Annotated in this window: 17 protein-coding genes; 6 read left to right on the top strand and 11 right to left on the bottom strand. The window is 57.9% G+C overall.

What is annotated here, in order from left to right:
* Positions 1–55 precede the first annotated feature (55 nt).
* The 4 genes from N551_RS38010 to N551_RS35580 form a co-directional block, all read right to left on the bottom strand.
* Entirely contained in the window at positions 56–628 is a 573-nt protein-coding gene (locus tag N551_RS38010) for a hypothetical protein (protein ID WP_155809742.1), read from the bottom strand.
* A gap of 125 nt (positions 629–753) precedes the next feature.
* Positions 754–1,335 carry a transglutaminase-like cysteine peptidase gene (locus tag N551_RS35585; protein ID WP_245287788.1) on the bottom strand — a complete coding sequence of 194 codons (582 nt, stop codon included), beginning with the start codon at positions 1,333–1,335 and terminating at the stop codon, positions 754–756.
* Positions 1,336–1,466: 131 nt separating this feature from the next.
* Positions 1,467–2,105 (bottom strand): hypothetical protein, encoded by a 639-nt coding sequence (locus N551_RS0116625; protein WP_027567882.1) that lies wholly within the window; start codon positions 2,103–2,105, stop codon positions 1,467–1,469.
* Between the two features lie 47 nt (positions 2,106–2,152).
* Entirely contained in the window at positions 2,153–3,505 is a 1,353-nt protein-coding gene (locus N551_RS35580) for an O-antigen ligase (protein WP_051462762.1), read from the bottom strand.
* A gap of 157 nt (positions 3,506–3,662) precedes the next feature.
* On the opposite strand from N551_RS35580, the gene N551_RS35575 reads away from it, so the two are divergent.
* A complete protein-coding gene (locus N551_RS35575) occupies positions 3,663–4,991 on the top strand; it encodes a hypothetical protein (protein ID WP_051462760.1) in 1,329 nt (442 codons plus the stop codon).
* Between the two features lie 62 nt (positions 4,992–5,053).
* Positions 5,054–6,106 (top strand): acyltransferase, encoded by a 1,053-nt coding sequence (locus N551_RS0116610; RefSeq protein WP_027567881.1) that lies wholly within the window; start codon positions 5,054–5,056, stop codon positions 6,104–6,106.
* A 336-nt stretch (positions 6,107–6,442) separates the two neighbouring features.
* On the opposite strand, the gene N551_RS36590 is transcribed toward N551_RS0116610, so the two are convergent.
* The 3 genes from N551_RS36590 to N551_RS0116590 form a co-directional block, all read right to left on the bottom strand.
* Positions 6,443–7,492 (bottom strand): acyltransferase, encoded by a 1,050-nt coding sequence (locus tag N551_RS36590; RefSeq protein ID WP_051462757.1) that lies wholly within the window; start codon positions 7,490–7,492, stop codon positions 6,443–6,445.
* Between the two features lie 133 nt (positions 7,493–7,625).
* Positions 7,626–8,732: an acyltransferase gene (locus tag N551_RS35565; RefSeq protein ID WP_035961460.1), complete on the bottom strand. Its 1,107-nt coding sequence runs from the start codon at positions 8,730–8,732 to the stop codon at positions 7,626–7,628.
* 1,000 nt (positions 8,733–9,732) lie between these two features.
* The gene (locus tag N551_RS0116590) at positions 9,733–11,157 is read right to left on the bottom strand and encodes an undecaprenyl-phosphate glucose phosphotransferase (protein ID WP_027567880.1); all 1,425 of its coding nucleotides are present in this window, start codon (positions 11,155–11,157) and stop codon (positions 9,733–9,735) included.
* 342 nt (positions 11,158–11,499) lie between these two features.
* On the opposite strand from N551_RS0116590, the gene N551_RS0116585 reads away from it, so the two are divergent.
* Both N551_RS0116585 and N551_RS0116580 read left to right on the top strand, forming a co-directional pair.
* Entirely contained in the window at positions 11,500–11,778 is a 279-nt protein-coding gene (locus N551_RS0116585) for a hypothetical protein (RefSeq protein WP_245287787.1), read from the top strand.
* Between the two features lie 170 nt (positions 11,779–11,948).
* The gene (locus N551_RS0116580; protein WP_027567878.1) at positions 11,949–12,683 is read left to right on the top strand and encodes a metallophosphoesterase family protein; all 735 of its coding nucleotides are present in this window, start codon (positions 11,949–11,951) and stop codon (positions 12,681–12,683) included.
* Between the two features lie 40 nt (positions 12,684–12,723).
* Here the strand turns inward: N551_RS0116580 and N551_RS0116575 are convergent, their stop codons facing one another.
* From N551_RS0116575 to N551_RS38005, 3 genes are all read right to left on the bottom strand, one after another.
* Positions 12,724–13,146 (bottom strand): hypothetical protein, encoded by a 423-nt coding sequence (locus N551_RS0116575; RefSeq protein WP_027567877.1) that lies wholly within the window; start codon positions 13,144–13,146, stop codon positions 12,724–12,726.
* A 51-nt stretch (positions 13,147–13,197) separates the two neighbouring features.
* Positions 13,198–13,500 carry a hypothetical protein gene (locus N551_RS0116570; RefSeq protein ID WP_027567876.1) on the bottom strand — a complete coding sequence of 101 codons (303 nt, stop codon included), beginning with the start codon at positions 13,498–13,500 and terminating at the stop codon, positions 13,198–13,200.
* A gap of 217 nt (positions 13,501–13,717) precedes the next feature.
* Complete coding sequence (locus tag N551_RS38005) at positions 13,718–13,996, bottom strand: hypothetical protein (protein WP_155809740.1); 279 nt, start codon at positions 13,994–13,996, stop codon at positions 13,718–13,720.
* Positions 13,997–14,642: 646 nt separating this feature from the next.
* Between N551_RS38005 and N551_RS38815 the strand changes: the two genes are divergently transcribed.
* Together N551_RS38815 and N551_RS0116555 are read left to right on the top strand one after the other, a co-directional pair.
* Positions 14,643–14,816: a hypothetical protein gene (locus N551_RS38815; protein WP_197031142.1), complete on the top strand. Its 174-nt coding sequence runs from the start codon at positions 14,643–14,645 to the stop codon at positions 14,814–14,816.
* 599 nt (positions 14,817–15,415) lie between these two features.
* Positions 15,416–15,781 (top strand): VanZ family protein, encoded by a 366-nt coding sequence (locus N551_RS0116555; protein WP_027567875.1) that lies wholly within the window; start codon positions 15,416–15,418, stop codon positions 15,779–15,781.
* 84 nt (positions 15,782–15,865) lie between these two features.
* Here N551_RS0116555 and N551_RS0116550 read toward each other — a convergent pair whose 3' ends face one another.
* Entirely contained in the window at positions 15,866–16,081 is a 216-nt protein-coding gene (locus tag N551_RS0116550; RefSeq protein WP_245287786.1) for a hypothetical protein, read from the bottom strand.
* Positions 16,082–16,365 lie beyond the last annotated feature (284 nt).

The raw sequence follows: 16,365 nt of genomic DNA, 5'->3' as shown, positions 1-16,365 counted from the left end.
CGGAACTCGGCTCAAACGCAGTCCTAGGCTGATACATCAGGTGAAACCCAAGAGGTCATTGCGGCAATGGGACTTCGGTGAATGGATTTGCAAGTTCGGTACCAAATTCGCCTTCGAAAAGTGCGGCTCCTCCGGACACTGACGGTCCGGCTCTTCCGATGGTCCCAAGTTGCACTCCGTTGGAAGTCTGGACGGACGTATACCCCGTCAACACGTCAGAATCGCGTAAGGTGTCGACGAAAGTTGAGATTTTGCGTGCATAGGCCGGCTCGGCAGCACCGCAATGAAGCGCGGCGCGCCCGATTGCCTTGCCTATGACGTAGTGGCGGGCCGCTGGAGCCTTGATGAGCAGATCCTTCATCACTCTGATCAGCTCGGGATCGGTCGCCAGATATCCCGTGACCCTCGCTTCCAGCTTGGTATCATCACTCTGGGCATAGTCCAGCACGCGAGACGTGTCTTGAGCAAAGAGCTCAAGCTCCAGTGACGGCGTGCGCTCCATGAGCGGCAGGCATCCCCTGCCGGCGAAAGCTGGACTGAACCAAGTCAATTGGGCAGCGATCACGATGAGCGCCCATTTGCAGCCACTTCCAAAGCGTCTCGGTTCGGGCAGGGTATGTACCGACATCCAGGTTCGCCTCAAGCAGCGGTGCAGACCGTAGACTGCAACACTATGGCAAATCTTTGTGCGGTGCAAAAACTAACGGTGGGGCGGCCCAAATCACCCCACCGTTGGGTAAATCGCGCCTTGGTTTAATCGAGAGCGGCGGACTTCTGGGCGGCGCCCTGCGGGCTCCTGCCATTGACCGCAACCCAGAACTTCGGGTTCACCGTCGATTCGATCGAGACCCAGGCATAGCTGGTCTCGTTCCACGGCCGGACCGTCTGCGACAGATTGTCGAGCACATAGTCGCCGTCTTTTACGCGCGCCACCAGAACCAGGTGACCGCCCTCCGGCGCAAACACCACGGCGAGGCGCAATGCCGACGACGGCCAGCCCATCGCCAGGAGTTCATGGCGCTTGGTTACCGCATAGTCGTTACAATCTCCGGCGGCAGGCCCGATGGTCCAGCGCGCCACGAGTGGTTCGTTGGACTTCACCGTGGGCGCGATCGACCGGTTGACGCGCGAATTGACCTCTTCGAGGGCGGCGAGCGCTTCGACACGCGACAGCGTGGGTTCCTCACCCGAGCGCGCCTCGCATTCCGTCGGATAGTTCATGCAGAACTTGACGAACTGGAGCGGCGCCAGAACATTGCGGGCTTCCGCCACAAGAGTGGCGGGAGAGCGGCTCTCCCGCTCGACAGATGCGGCCAGCGAAGCCGTGGAACCCAAGACAAGAATCGATAGAGCGACGAGCGATTTCATAGCTAACCTCAGCGATTGCCGACCATTCGCAGTAGACTAGCAAGCAGCCTTCACGCTTCGGTTCCGGATTTCGCTAAAATTTGATCGAAACCGTCTTTTCAGTTGGTCGGGCTCACCGGCGAGAGCGCGACCGCAGGTGCGGCCGCTGCGGCAGCGAAGACGTTGTTAACGCTCGACGATGCCGGGGAGAACGACTGAGAACTCGGGCTCGACCCGGTCACCCCGCCCGATGATTGGGTCGGCGTACCTCCCCTTCCGCCGCCCGCGGTCGATTCACCGGTGGGGTCGGAGGCAGCGGCAACATTGGTCGGGATGTCGCCGGTAATGCTCGTAAACGAGGTCAACAGCTCGCTGCTACCGCTTTTCAAGGCGGCGGCCTGAATATCCATGGCGGTCGCGGGCTGGGACACCACGCAGATCGCGGCCGCGGTGCCCAGCCCCGCGCCGATGGCGCTGTTCTGCTCGGGCGTGGCGGCTTCTGCGAGCGATTGAATACCTTCGAGGGTCTCCGGCCGAATGCTGACCAGATCCCGGATTGCCGAGGACAGCGCGCCGCCACCATCTGCGAAATTGGCGAGCAGAGCGGCCGGTGCTTCCAGAAAGCTGATAGCTTTTTCCGCCGTAATTTGTGCGGACGCAGGGGCACAAGCGCCACTGTAGGCTGTGGCGGCAAAGCCTGCGTCAGGCAAACCCAGAAGTACGGCAGCAAAAACGAAATAATGTGAGCGCATCTTCAATCACCTGTTTCCCTACTCATACATCGAGTTCGTCGCTGATGGTAGATTTACCTAAGAATTGGTGAATCCCAATCCGGCGCGCGACGCGCCAGTCCGCGCGTCGACGTGGAGATCGATTGAGCCAGCCCGCAACCCAGAACGCAGGCAAATAGCAGTCCAAATCCAGGAATTTGGAGCGAAAAATCCACGAACGAGTGCAAGGAGCCTAAAAAGAAGGCTCCCGCAGCGATCACCGGAATATGCCGATCCCGTTTGCGGCGGAGCGCCGCGGTGATCAGGCTTGCAAAAAAGAAGACGGCCACTGCAAAAACAGCGGTGGCCGCCGGCAATCCGAGGTCCAGCACGAGCTCAAGCGGTGTGCTGTGGACACGGTCCCAGATGCCCTGGCTTCCCAGCGAAGCGGGCCGGAACGGCGGAAACGCCGCGTCGAAATTGCCGGCTCCAAAGCCGAGCACCGTGTGTCCCCGGATCATGTCGAGGACGGTTTTGTAGACCTCGTAGCGCTGGCCATCGACCAGGCCGATCTGGGATATGCGCCCCATTGCCAGACTGCCGACGAGGGCCAGCACGATGATCCCGGCCACCAGGCTGTTTCGCACCGAGGTCCACAGCAACCACCCGCCGCGATTGAGCGGTGCCAGATAGAGCACGATTGCGCAGACCATGCTGAGAACGGTGATCAGGATTCCCGCCCTCGAGCCGGTCATTCCCACCGCCACGAGACAGATGCCGCAACCAACGGCCTGCGTCGCCGGTCGGTCGAGAAACCTGACGCGCGCGGAATCGGCATCGTCCGATTTGTGGAGGATTGAGCGCACCATCATGATCAAGAGAATCAACCCACCGCTGCCCCAGAACGTCGCGGCCGTATTTCGGTTCACGAATGTTCCGGTGGCATATTCGAGATAAAACTCCTTTTGCCGCCAGAGCAGCGTGTCAGGCAGCAACAATTGCGAAAGAATCCCGTACAACGCGTAACAAACGCTCGCATAAGCCACCAGCTTCAGCAATTTATGTGCCTGCCACCCATCGATTCCGAGCAGATAGGCGCGGCTCAACCCCAGCACGAACACGAGATAATATCCGAAGCTCAACAAGGGGCTGGATCGTGTCAGCGAAATGCGGCCCGGCACGTCGATGCCTGCGAGATCACGCGCGTTGCCCCATGCCGGATCCTGCAAATTGGCGAGGATATTGGGCGCGACCTGAATCCACACGATCACCGCAATCGCCGCAATTGCAGCCAGAATGGGCACCATAAACCACAAATCAGCCTTGCAGCCGTGATCCACCCGCGCTGTCAGCAAGCTCGCGGAAAGAACAGCCGTCCAGATGCAGACCCAGGCCAGATCGACCGAACCGAGCGGCAGAGGCGCGAGCACGAAAACCGCCGATGCCATTCCAATGGATATCTTTCCGAGGTAGTCCCGCAAAACTCGTTGCCTTCGATTGCTCAAAAAAAGGGCCGATTGGGAAAGTACGACGCTGTTGGTACAGCCGACAGGTGGATGCTATCTTACGATTGAATACGCGAACATGAGAGATCGACAACCCACGATGACGCTTGAAGCGACGGCAGGCCCCGGCAGAAGCCGCATGGAAGCCATCCGCGAGCAGAACACCGTGAGCTTTCCGATCGAGGCGATCGCGCTCTGTTTGTATTTCGGCCGCGACGCATTTGCAGGCGCGTTCCGCTACTACGCGACCATCACGCATCTCAGCGCGCTGTGGTTCATCCCGGACCTCGTGGCGTTCCTCTGCGTGGCGACCTTTGCGTACCGCTATGCGATCAAGCAGGCAAACGCCCTTGCAATATTCACGCTGCTCTACATCGTCTTCTCGTTGTATGTCGGATACGTCTTTCTCAACGACTACAGAGGAGGCCTGTCCTCCCTCAAGATGATCGCCCCGGTCTTCGTCGGGTTTTGCTTTTGTCAACGAGAGGTCAAGGACTATCGCTTTCTACTGGGCTTCGTTCACAGTCTTTTTTACATCTCGCTCATCGGACTTGTCTGGTCCTCGTACGTTCGCTTCCCCTGGGTGGGATACGAATTCGATACGTTTGGTGCATCCAGAACCGCCTCCAAACTCTGGTTCGTCGAGGGCGCGACGCGCCTACAGGGCTTTGCGGCGGACAGCACGATGGCCAGCTATTTCATCGTGATCTCCTATGTCATGACTTCGCCCCGGCGCGGTCTCATCTGGTGTGCCTTCTGGGCGCCGGTCGCGTTCTGGGCGACCAATAACGTTGCAACGAGCAAGACCGCGGCCGGCACGCTCGCTCTGTACTTTGCAGCAATGATGTTCGTACGCCTCTTCCACGAACGCTATCGCTTTAGTGCGCTACGCGGCCTAGCTCTGTGGTCGTTCTTGTGCATCTTCATTCCCATTATTTTGATGATCCTGTTCGCCGGCATCAATTTGGCGAGCTTATCCAAGAGCCTGTACAGCCTGCAGGATCGAATCGACAACAGCTGGCAGTTGCCGTTCGTCTACATGGCTAAGCTGATGCCGACCGGCTTCATCACTGGGTGTGGATTGGGCTGCTTCAACTATCCGCAGCAATTGTTCTCGGACAAGATCTTCTATTATGTGCCCGTCGACAACTTCTATATCGGCACCTATCTGATGATTGGGCCGATCTTCGTTGTCTTCATGATCTTCGTCGTTCTTGCCGTCGCGCGCACAACGGATATCTACAAGCTGACCCTCGTCTTCGTAATGAACGTCTATACCATAACGATTTTGAGTTACGGTCCTGCCAGCGCCCTGCTAATGATTGGACTGGCGTTTAGTGAAGTTTTCACCCGACCTTCACGACAACCTTCGCGCCTGCTCTTTCCGGCGCCAAGGAAAGCCCTGGCCGCTCCCGTCCCATCGCGCTGATTGGCGAATATCTTGCATCTCCCATTTCGGCAGACAATTAGGTGACGGAAAGCCCTGATCTAGTGGACACCATCCACGACAAGAAGTTTGAACCCTCCATTCAGGGCCTGCGCGGGATTGCCGCGCTCAGCGTGCTGTTCGTGCATCTGTACGACATGCCGATGAATGCGGGCTTTCTGCCGGCGGTTCCTGCGTGGTTCGACTTTACCATCCTGACGGGCGGCCGCGGCGTCGAACTGTTCTTCATCATCAGCGGCTATCTGATTCCAGCGAGCTTGGTGCGTCACGGGCGCTTGTCGAAGTTCTTCTACGAACGCTGCATGCGCATCTTGCCGGTGTTCGTCGCCTTCCATCTCGTCATCTTCACAATTGGGCCGATCGTTGGCTATAAGTTCTTCAAAGGGATCGATCTCCTCAGCTATGTCGGCCTTTTCTTGGCTAATTTGCTCTTCCTGCCCGACATTCTACAGCTGCCGACTGCCCAGCAGAACGCCTGGACGCTGACCTATGAATGGCTGTTCTATTTCTGGTTTGCTGCAACCTTCTATTTTATTTCGATCAGGCGAGTGTGGGCCGTCTCGGCGCTTCTCGTGCTTGGGGGACTCGTTGCCATCGCAGCTTTTCCCATCGCAGCGTACTTTCTGGTCGGGATCGCAATTCGGTATTTCGATCTTCGCATCGCGTTGCCGGGGCTACGAGGCGTCGTGGCAGGGCTAGGCTGCCTGTTCCTGATGTATGTCTGCCTCGAATACATCAATCCATTCCTTGGACTCGCTCCCGGATTCCTGCTGTTCGCCATGGCGCGCTCGCCTGGATCCGGAATCGTCACTCCGCTCGGGCGTCCGGTCGCGCAGTATGTAGGGAAAATCAGCTACAGCCTCTATCTGGCGCACCCATTCGCGCTCTATCCACTCCAAGTCGCAGGAGCAAAATTGGCAGGCGGGGGCTATCCGCTATGGCCGGTCTGGTTGTCGTTCATATTCCTCGGGTTGATCGCGAGCCTTGTCATTTCTTGGTTCACATATGAACTCATCGAGGTTCGCTTGCGCCGCCTGCTCGAAGGTGGGTTTCGCGATGGAAAGCGCAAAGCTGGCGAGATCCAAAACCTAACTTGATCCTGGGCAGTGGAGCGGACTTTTCGTAGCGCGTTGCGACGGGCCTGGACAGTTTCAGCTTTGAGCGAACTTCTTGCTCGGCTAGCGGACTGGGGGAGCGCTGAGGATGGTGGCATCAACGATGCCGGCGCTCGAAGTCAGGATTAGTTGCAAGCTTCGAAGCATTTCGCCAAACGCTTTGAGCGGATGACATCGGCCGGGTCGCTTCCCCACGATCACGTTTTCAACGAACATGCGGTTGTCTGGCCCATCAATGGTCCGATCGACCGACGATTACGATCCCGTGCACAGCGCTCAGGATGCGCGCATCCATGACAATCGAGACCTTCTCCCAGACTAAACCGGCTTGTTAGCTGGCGGTGAGAGAGAGAGCACGCTTTGCATCCAGGAAGCTCGCATCAGCGGCGCCTCGATCAAGCGATGAAAGACCACGGCTCCCAGCTGGCATGCCGTCACGATCACCACGAAGTACAGGACGCGCGGAGCCGCCATTGATTTGTCGAGTTGGACCGCAAGCTTTACGAGTAGCGAGATCAACGGGTAGTGGATCAGGTAGAGGGCATACGAAGACGCCCCAGCTTCTTCAAGCAGTGCTACACGCCTATTTAAGCGTGGGATCGAGCACAACCCGTAAATGATTCCCGTAGCACCCAAGCCCAACAAGAGCAGCCTGAGGTTAGTGAGGTGGGACTGCGAACTCTCTACGTAAAAGGTTACAGAGAAGACGAGTATTCCAGCTGCAAGAAAAAAGGGGCCGCCGGCCGAATATCCGCGGACATAGAGCCATGCCACGCTCATGCCCGCCAGAAATAATATATGATTGAGACTGAAGATGAAATCGATGAGCCAACCTTTGCCTTCAAAAGCGGCAAGTGGTAGGGCGACAAGGCCCCAGGTCAGCAAAAGCGGAAAGCCGATTTTTCGGTTCCATACGAATAGGGCAAACAGCGCATAAAAGATGATTTCATGACGAAGCGTCCACTCCGTGGCGAGGACTACCTCTTGTTGGGCCGGAGAAATGAGAAACGCTGCGAGAATGTCTGTAACTGTCGGCACTTTCGTCGAGAAACCTAACAGCGACAATATGACGAGGGGGACGAGCACAACCCAAAGTGCAGGATACAAACGGCGGAAGCGCTTTGCCGCGAACCGGAAGATCGCGGTGCTATTGCGCTCAGCATCTTGGTGATGCGCCAGATAGACAACGAAGCCACTCAAGACGAAGAAAAGCTGAACTCCAGCATGGCCAGCTTTGAAAAGCGGCAACGTGCCGGCTCCGAAATATTTCGGCATCAACATCGTTATCTCGCAGTGATAAGCGACGACGAGCAGCGCTGCTATACCTCGGACCCAGTTGAGTTGGAGTAGTTGTTCTCGCCGCGGCACCGAAGCGCCTCCTCTTAGGAATTTGAATAAGCCGGTACACGAGTCGAGCTCGACGTGAATAAGGATCGCTCAAGGTAGCGAGACTTACGCCCTACGATCTTGGCCAACGGGAGCTGCATCTTGCGGCGAACACCTATAGCGGCCGCACCGGCTCCTCAAGAGCGACAGCAGATACGCTATCACCTGCCTCGATGCGCTTGATCAGCCGCCGGCCAAAAGTGACCGCGGGCGCCTCAACTATTCGGTAAACGATAGACGCGACACCAATGGTCCCGAGGAAGGTCGCGATAATGAAAACATGAACCGGATATTCAAAGACACCATTGCCCCACCCGGTGAGAAGCCTTTCCTGAACGATAGGACCGAACAGGTAAACCGAATAGCTGATCGTACCGAGATAGACGAAAACAGGCGAGGTGATGCGGACATAGCGGTAGAGCAGATAGAACAGCGCGATCGCCAGATAATAGGTCGCCGTGTATTTGTACCAGGTTTCCTGGAAGCCCATGTCCTTGTTGTAGGCGAGGATCGACACAATCGGAATCACGACCACCAGGGCTACAGTCAGAACCACCAGCGGCCTCCGCCACCGAACCCTGTCCTCCGAGTGATACCTGATCGCAAGCCCCCAAAACATGACCGACAGTGCCAGCGGCAATGCCACCGGCACTTTTCGTTCAACGAAATAGCGAAGCAACCCGAGGAACAGGGCGAAAGCCAGGGATGCCAAGCCCACGCCAGTTACCGTCCTGGTGTCGTCGAGGCCTTTCATCGCGAACAGCAGCGCGCAGATAAAATAAAAGATCAGCTCGACCTGAAGTGTCCAGTAGAGATCAATGACGTTCGGCACACCGACGAATTGCTGAAGCATCGACACGTTTACGAGCACAACGGTCGGCGAGATCGGCTTGTCATGCAGCACGAAGAGAAAGAGAACGCCAAGGCTGAGCGAGACCCAATAAGCGGGATATAGGCGAAACAGTCTGCTGATTGCGAATGACAGAATCGGCTTTGTGCGGAACTTGAAAATCGAGAACGGAATGACAAAGCCCGATACGGCAAAAAAAACGGTTACCCCGACTTTTCCAAGATCAATATAGTGCGTGAAGAATCCGAACAGGTATTGTTCGAACTCATTCGATACCAGATTCCGCTTGGTCGCATATTCGGCGATGTGGAAGTAGATCACCGCAAGAGCTGCCAGACCTCGGATTGAGTCGATATGTTTCAGCCGATTCAAAGTGTGCAACCTTGGTTACATTGCGCCTTGCACGTATTGTTAGACGTACGGATTTGTGTTGCAAGCGCGAACGGAATTTCGTGAGAAAAATCTTGATCGTGCCATTTGCTTTCTTGAATTGCCGCCGAGATGTGCATCAAGTGCTCGACCGGAAATGGACGTCATGAGCGACCGATCGCACCCAATCAGGGAGGCGTTCGGAAAACCGCAACCGGTCTCGGTCAAAGCCGCTCTGGGGCTTCCAGGTGGCAGGCAGGCACGATTATTGGTCATGCCGCAGATTGATTTGGCCACATTAAAAATGTTGACCCACCGCGCCGAGTAATCATGCCGCCCGTAGTTCTTCAACGACACAGCCTGCGCAGGAGGACCAAAAAGGCCAGCATGGTTCTGGCTAGCAGGTGCCGCTGTTAACACTGCGCGATTGACAGGGGCGAGGTTTCCCAAAAGTACAGCCGCAGGGCAGTGCCGGTATTATCATACACCTAGCAAATGTTGACCACGTTCACGTCACGGAATGGACATTGGTCGGGCAACTGATTAATCTGGCGTCATTTCCTAGCAGCCCCTCATTTAGGATTAATATTCGAAGCATCGGTAACAGGTTTGTGTATGGAGCAATTGACATGACGCACATTGACCTCAACAGAGCATCATTTCGTGCATTTAGCGGTCAGAACAAAGCGCCGCGGTCGGCGGATGTTGCTCAGGTAGCTGCCAAATTGTCAGTTAACAGGGCGCTAGCATCGGCCGTCTACTACATACTAGTTATTCCGTTCGCGATCGTGATCTGCGCGATTGTCGCATTTGCCGTACTTCCCCTGCACTCGGACTCTCGTTGGGATGACAGCTACGATTAGACAGCATCTAAATTCCGACTGATGGCTGCTCCAGGCAATCGCGGCGCAATCGTCTGGCCTCGGTGGTCGACGGCTTGCTCGTGAAGGCAGAGGACCAATCGAAAATTGCCTAGAGAGGCAAAACACAAAAATTCAGTGGCTCAATAAGCCTCCTGATGGATCAGCGCAAGCGCGGTCTTCAGGATGATCCTGATATCGAGCCAGATGCTCCAGTTGCTCACGTACCAAACATCGTACTCGACCCGCTTTTCCATCAGATCGATGGTGGGCGTCTCGCCGCGAAAGCCGTTGACCTGGGCCCAACCGGTCAGGCCCGGCTTCATGTGATGACGGTAGACATAATTGCTGATGAGCTGATCGTAATAATTATCGTGCGCCAGCGCATGCGGGCGCGGCCCGACCAGCGACATCTCGCCACGAAGCACATTCCAGAGCTGCGGCAGCTCGTCGATGCTGGTCCGCCGCAGCACGCGGCCGACGCGCGTCACGCGCGCATCGCTCTTTGTTGCCTGAGTGACGCTGTTACCGTTCTCCGCCACCGTCATAGAGCGGAACTTCCAGATCTCGAACTGCTTGCCGTTGAAGCCGCGCCGCGACTGCTTGAAGATGACCTTGCCCATTGAATCGAGCTTGATCGTGATCGCCGACAAAACCAGCAGCGGCGCCAGCAACAGGAGCGCCAACGAAGCCAGGCCGATGTCGAGGCAGCGCTTCTGCGCCCTCTCGAATGCGTTCAAAGGTGCGCGCTGGATCTCGATCGCGACCGTGCCGCTGACGGGCTGGAACGGACGCGAGACCAGATCGGCAATCGGAAAGTCCGGCAGAAGACGGATCGGCTGCGGAACCACGCGCAGGTGCTGAGTCAGCTTCTGGAGAAGAGGCATTTCGTCCCAGTCGACGACCAGGAGATATTCTTCCACATTCGCCGTCCGTGCCTGACGGACGATATCGCGAATCTCGCGATCCCAGCCGGTGCCCTCTTCAGAAGGCTCGAGCACGAAGTGCCGCACGACGTTGAAGCCGTGCTTGCGCAGATCCTTGAAGCGACTCGATGTGAAATCGAGGGGTTTGAGGCTCAGGAGGACCACTTTCCGGTCGACCAGCCGACCCTTGGCATAGCTTGACGTGAGCGCCAGGCGCCACAGCACGCGGAGACCGCCCAAAGCAATGCCGCCGGTCGCGGCAAACAACAGGGTGGTCCCGCGCGACAGATCCGCGGACGATTTGAGCAGGAAAGCCTCGACCGCGAGAATGGTCAACGAGATCAGCCAGACCGCCAGAGCCTTGCGCAGCTGCCAGATCGTGCTCAAGAGGCGATGATGATCGTAGACACCCTGGAAGTACGCGATGGTCACGAACACCGCGCCGACGACGAGACCTGCTCCGACGGACGAATCCTGTTCGGTCACGAGGACCCGATAAAGACCGCTCGCCACGAAATAGCTGAGCAGCACCCCGACGAAGTCACCGGCGATCAAGGCTACCTGCAGGGGTCTCTGGAGAGCACCGCGTCGGTTCGATATAGCCGAATAATAATTTTCCGAACCGTAAGTTGCTACAGCCATCCGAAACCTCGCTGCCCCGTCACGCATCGCAATGGTGGTTGCGAGCAAGTCGATCGACCGTCGACGTGAGACAAGGTATATCTTAACTAAACAAAGCGACATTGCGGCAGTGCAGCGAAAAAATCAAATCGATTTTTATGCAACGCGACGCCCTAATAGTGGGATGCTCAAAGTCCTGTCACACACGTGACAATTATGCGGGCATGTCACCGCGTTTGTTAACAAATCGCGGCATATTCGCGCAGAATTGCGCGCGCATTTGAACGGCTGTTCAACCATGCCGCTTAAGCCGGTATTAGGCCGCGGCCATTAACACTCGTGACCAATTCAAGGAGTTGTGTCGTGAGTACCGTTGCCGTTTTCAGTCTGTTGATCGGATCGTTGCTGGGAGGCCGATTCCGAGTCTTCATCCTGCCGCCCGCCATCGTTCTCGGTGGGGCCATCCTCGGTGCGGGCTCGGCCTGGCGGGGATATGATTCGACTCACACCGTTGTTACGATTCTCGTCTTTGCGGTGGTGCTCCAGCTTGGTTATGTCTGCGGCGCGGTTCTGCTCCGCGTGCGGGCGGCCGCCTATCGCAGCAAGGCCGCGCCGTCGTTCGACAGCCAAAGCTTCGGCTAATTCGGCGGGAGAGCGCCGGGATCGACGATTCGCGAGGACCCCCGGATGATCGATCGGGGGCACGAATGAGCATTCACGAGCAGAGGTAGAGAAAAAGCGGCCCGTGGCGGCCCGATTTCGTCGATAATGTATTGACATCTCGGGCGAAGGTCTCTGAAGAGTTGCACCCCATGCCCACGATCGCGCCTCCAAATTCGCCCCGGCCGAAACTACCGAACGGCGTGCGCATCTATGCGATCAGCGACATCCACGGCTGCGCGCATCTGCTCGAACAGATGTTCGCCGTCATCGACGCGGACATGGCGAACAGCCGGCCGTATCGCGCGATCGAGGTGTTCCTCGGCGACTATATCGATCGCGGTCCGGACTCCCGCCACACCCTCGATCTCCTGATCAGGCGCAGCCGCCACCGCAACACCGTCTTTCTCAAGGGCAATCACGAGGCCTATGTCACCTCGGTACTGGAAGACCCCTCGCGCGCCCCTGAATGGTTTCAGATCGGCGGACTCCAGACCTTGATGTCATATGGCGTGTCGGCCGCGCCAGGCCTCAGCAAGGACGAGCAGTCCGATCTCGTGCGCGAGCTCGCATCCGCGATGCCGCCGGAGCACGTCAATTTCCTGCGCCAGTTGCGACCGACATTCACATGCGGGGACTTCTTCTTCGTCCATGCAGGGGTGCGTCCGGGAATTCCGCTCTCCGAACAACGCGAGGCGGACCTGCTGTGGATCAGGGACGAATTCCTCCAGAGCAAGCGGCGCTTCGGCAAATACGTTGTGCACGGTCACACGCCGGTGCGGCAGGCCGAGCTGCTCGAGAACCGTGCCAACATCGATACCGGGGCCTATGCCACGGGAAATCTGACGCTGCTGTCCATCCAGGGCAACAGCATGCTCGCGATCTAGCCGCAACGGCTCGCCGTGGCGCTATGCGCTGCGCCGAACCTTAGTTGGTGGAGCTTGCCGGAGTCCGGCACTCCGGAAAGCGGCTCAGCATCGCCGCCTTCAGGAACCTGAAATGAGCAATCGAGGCGCCGAGCTCCTTGAGCCGTCGCTGGCCGTTCAAAATCTCCTTGTCGAACAGATCCTGATGGTGATTGTCGAGCGCCTCACGTTCGAGATATTCGTCATCGCCATTGCCGAAGGTCACGGCGGCACGCGCCAGCACGTCTTCCACCCGGCGGTTCAGGCCCGACTGTTCCCGCTCCGCCGCGTGCAGGGCGTCCTCGATCGCGATCATGATCGCTTCGATGCGCGTGTGATCGGTCTCGGCGTCACGCTCGGGCGAGCGCGCGCGGAACGTCTGCTCCCCCCCGAAACGGTCCTTCAGGAAGTTATGGGTGCGGGCCCGCAGGAAGAGTTGAAACATGCGTGCATTTTCCGGTTCGAGGCGCCAGACCAGAAAATGGGTCCGGGATGGTTAATAAAGGTTCAATCCTCCGCGACTCTCTGCCCGGCTTTGCGCCATCCAGGCCTTCCAGGCGCCCTCGTGCTTCTCGTAGAGCTCGAGCCGCCGCCGCTCGCCGGCATCCGACCACAAATCACGGCCGTGGAAGGCTTCGTGCACGCCTCCCTGGCCGAGCACCTGCCCGCTGTCGAGCCGCTCGAACTCGAACGTCTCCTCGGGCGTCAGGCCGATCAGGACCCGCCGACCTCCCGCATCGACGAAATATCGCCGGGGTGCATTGTTCGTTGTCGGGCCAGTCATGGTCGGGCCAGTCATGGCGTCCCCCGCGATTTCATCATGATCCACGCCCCCCGCCGCGGCGCCCGCCGCAAGTGGATCGCACGCTGATGTAAATCCTCAGTGTGCACGCCACGCCTTTGCGACAGTCTCATCTTCGAGTTGTGTCGAGATCATGGTGAGCGCCGCTGATTTTCTCGTCATGCCAGCGATTTTTTGGGCAGCATCGTGCATGCGAAGCGAGCGGCCGCGCGCCTCAACCGAAAAACCAGAGGAACAATTTCACCAGCAATAGCGTGATGAAATACACCCAGCCCGCCATCGCGATCAGCGCAACGATGAAAAACGCGCCCTCAAATGCCCGCTCTCTGATCTTGGAGAGAGGAAGTGCCGCTCGCGCCTTCTGAAGCATCTCGGTCTTTGCTCGTGGTTGTTTACGCGCGACCGTAGCCGAACGAATTCGACGATCTCGTGACGAGCCGCCTGAGAAAAGCGCGATGCGCTCATCGGGACCGTTGTCGGATGCATGCGTCACGATTGGATCGTTTCTCGATGGAAGCCATTGCGATCACCGCCATGCGATGATTCAATTCATCGTTGATTCCGCGACGTGCCGTCATGATGACGATTCCAAGTCGCGCGCAAGTGATCACGGCGATATGATGTCTCCCGTTGGCGCGAAGTCCGCCACCCGTGGGACCGGTTCGCATCCACCGCGCCATTCATTGTCAGTCGAGGTGACCGGCAGGGGCTTCGCGCACTTATGAACGGCGTGGTCCTGGCAGGGCGAAGGGTTCCCGGCTCGACGCCGCCACCGCCATGGTTTTCGAAACAGATTCCGTCTGTCGTTGATGAGCCGATGATCCATCGGCGCTGCTCGCGGTATCGGGTATCCTCATCATCACGGCGTCGCAGAACCGGCCGCCGCTCGGCGACCGCTCTCCGATCGATGCGCGCATCAGCAAAACTCCGTGATTATACGGAACGTCAACCGGCCAATTCATCGCGGTAAGGTTGAACGGTTAGCTTAACCGGCGTTGTTTGTTGCGAACGCCGCAGGATCGCATATCCATCTTCGCACTGGGCTTCCCAGACCCGGCCCCACCCAGGCACACCCGTCGAGCGCACGTGGGTCCGCTTGGCGGCTTTGTCTTTGTGTCGACGAGAGGATGATTTCGGTTATGGCGCGCAGGCCCTGGTCGTTCAAGGAAGACCGCCGGCTGATGGAGTTGGCCAAGTCTTCAACTTCGCTGGAAGAAGCGGCGAAACTTCTCGGGCGCTCACCCGATGCCGTCAAGCGCATGGCCCTGCGCCTCGGCCTGTCGCTGAAGTCCAAGAGCTCCAAGAAGAGCTAACTGACCCTGCGCGACGCATCATGGACGGGCGCGTCTGCCTCATCGACCGAGGAACGGAAGACGCCGATCGACGCAGCCCGAACGCCTTCAGCGCTCTCGATCTCTCCGCTTCTGGATGTTAAGCTATCCGGCGACAAAGGTTGAATGTCGTCCCTTTCCGGCGGAAGATCGTCCCGCGATTGGTTTCGATACCGCTCGGTCGTTGTTGGAGGATGCATCATGTTGTCCCGCGCACTCGCCGTAGCTTTGCTCCTGGCTTTGCCTTCAGTGGCGTCGGCGCAAGTCCCCGTACGGTTAGGATTTCCGAATGGCGCGCCATGGTGTGCCTTTGGTTTCGATTGCAGATTCATGAATTACCGGGAATGCACGGACTGGATCTATGATCCCGCGCGAAACTGCCTCAAGAATCCCCACTTCGCAGCTCACTACCCGACCAATGTCGACAAGGGCTGGTCCTACAATCGGCGTTGAACGTCGATTTCCGCGGACACTTCGGGGCGCCCCGTGAACCTCGGTTCATGCCATCGAAAGTTTTTGAACCTTAACGATGTTCTTGGCTTTCGAGAGCGACGATCCGGCCGAACGGCTATGCTGGCGGCATGCGCCGCAACCATCTCATCGCAGCCGCGGCAATCTGCCTCGTGCTGATCATCTATGCCACGGTCGCCAAGCTCGCGGGCAGGCCAGCGCTCGCGGGCCATGCGGAAGCCTATTGGGTCGTGGTGATCGAGCGCTTCAGCGCCTACGGCCTCTTGGGCTTCCTTCTGTCTTTCCTGCTGCCGGGATGGCTCAAACTGGCGTGCGCCTTCGTGGTCGCCGTCGCAATCGGGCCCGAGGTCTTGCAGGCGGTGACGCCGGATCGAGATCCCCATTTGATCGACGTCTTGCAAAAGGTCGCAGGCGGCACCGTCGGCGTCCTTCTGGCTCAAACCATTCTGACTTTCCTGCCGAGACCACCGTCATAAAGGGCGTTGAGACTGGAATGAACCGCCATCGCTTATGAGCTTTTTGCTTCGAAAAAACTACCGGTCACTGCCGAATGGACGCGCTTACGCCACTCCGCGCCCGAGGCTCGCCGGCTCTGCGGCGACTGCTCCTGAAATCTGCCGATGCCCGTCGCGCAACGCTGCGACCGCATCATCGAGGTCGAATTCGGCTTCGCGAATGGCCTCGAAGAACCGGGCCATCAGGGCGGGGTTCAGCTTGACGCGGGTGTTCCCGTCGCGGCTCTTGCGGCGATCGAGCGACAGATGCAGCGCCTGCATCCTGGCCTCGACGGCGCTGCATCCCCCGAGTCTTCCTAGTTCGTCGTATGTCATCCAGATTTGAGGCATGTCCCTGTCCGTCTTTTGCTATGAGGCTCAGGCTAGATTTCATATCTGAAGGCTCGGTTTCCACGTGCCGTCTCTAAGTGCTTTCGTGACAACAGCGTCAATGCAAAGCTAAAAGGCAGATAGCGGAAATCCCCGAAAAAGTGCGCACTATTTGCCGCAAGCAGTTGCTTGGATCATTGTTGATTTTGCTTTAGGCTGCCTCCAGCGAAACAGCT

It is taken from the genome of Bradyrhizobium sp. URHA0013, assembly GCF_000518345.1.
In the GTDB taxonomy this organism is placed as follows: Bacteria; Pseudomonadota; Alphaproteobacteria; order Rhizobiales; family Xanthobacteraceae; genus Bradyrhizobium.
Note: the sequence above shows the minus strand (reverse complement) of the source record. Positions and strands in the feature narration are given on the sequence as shown.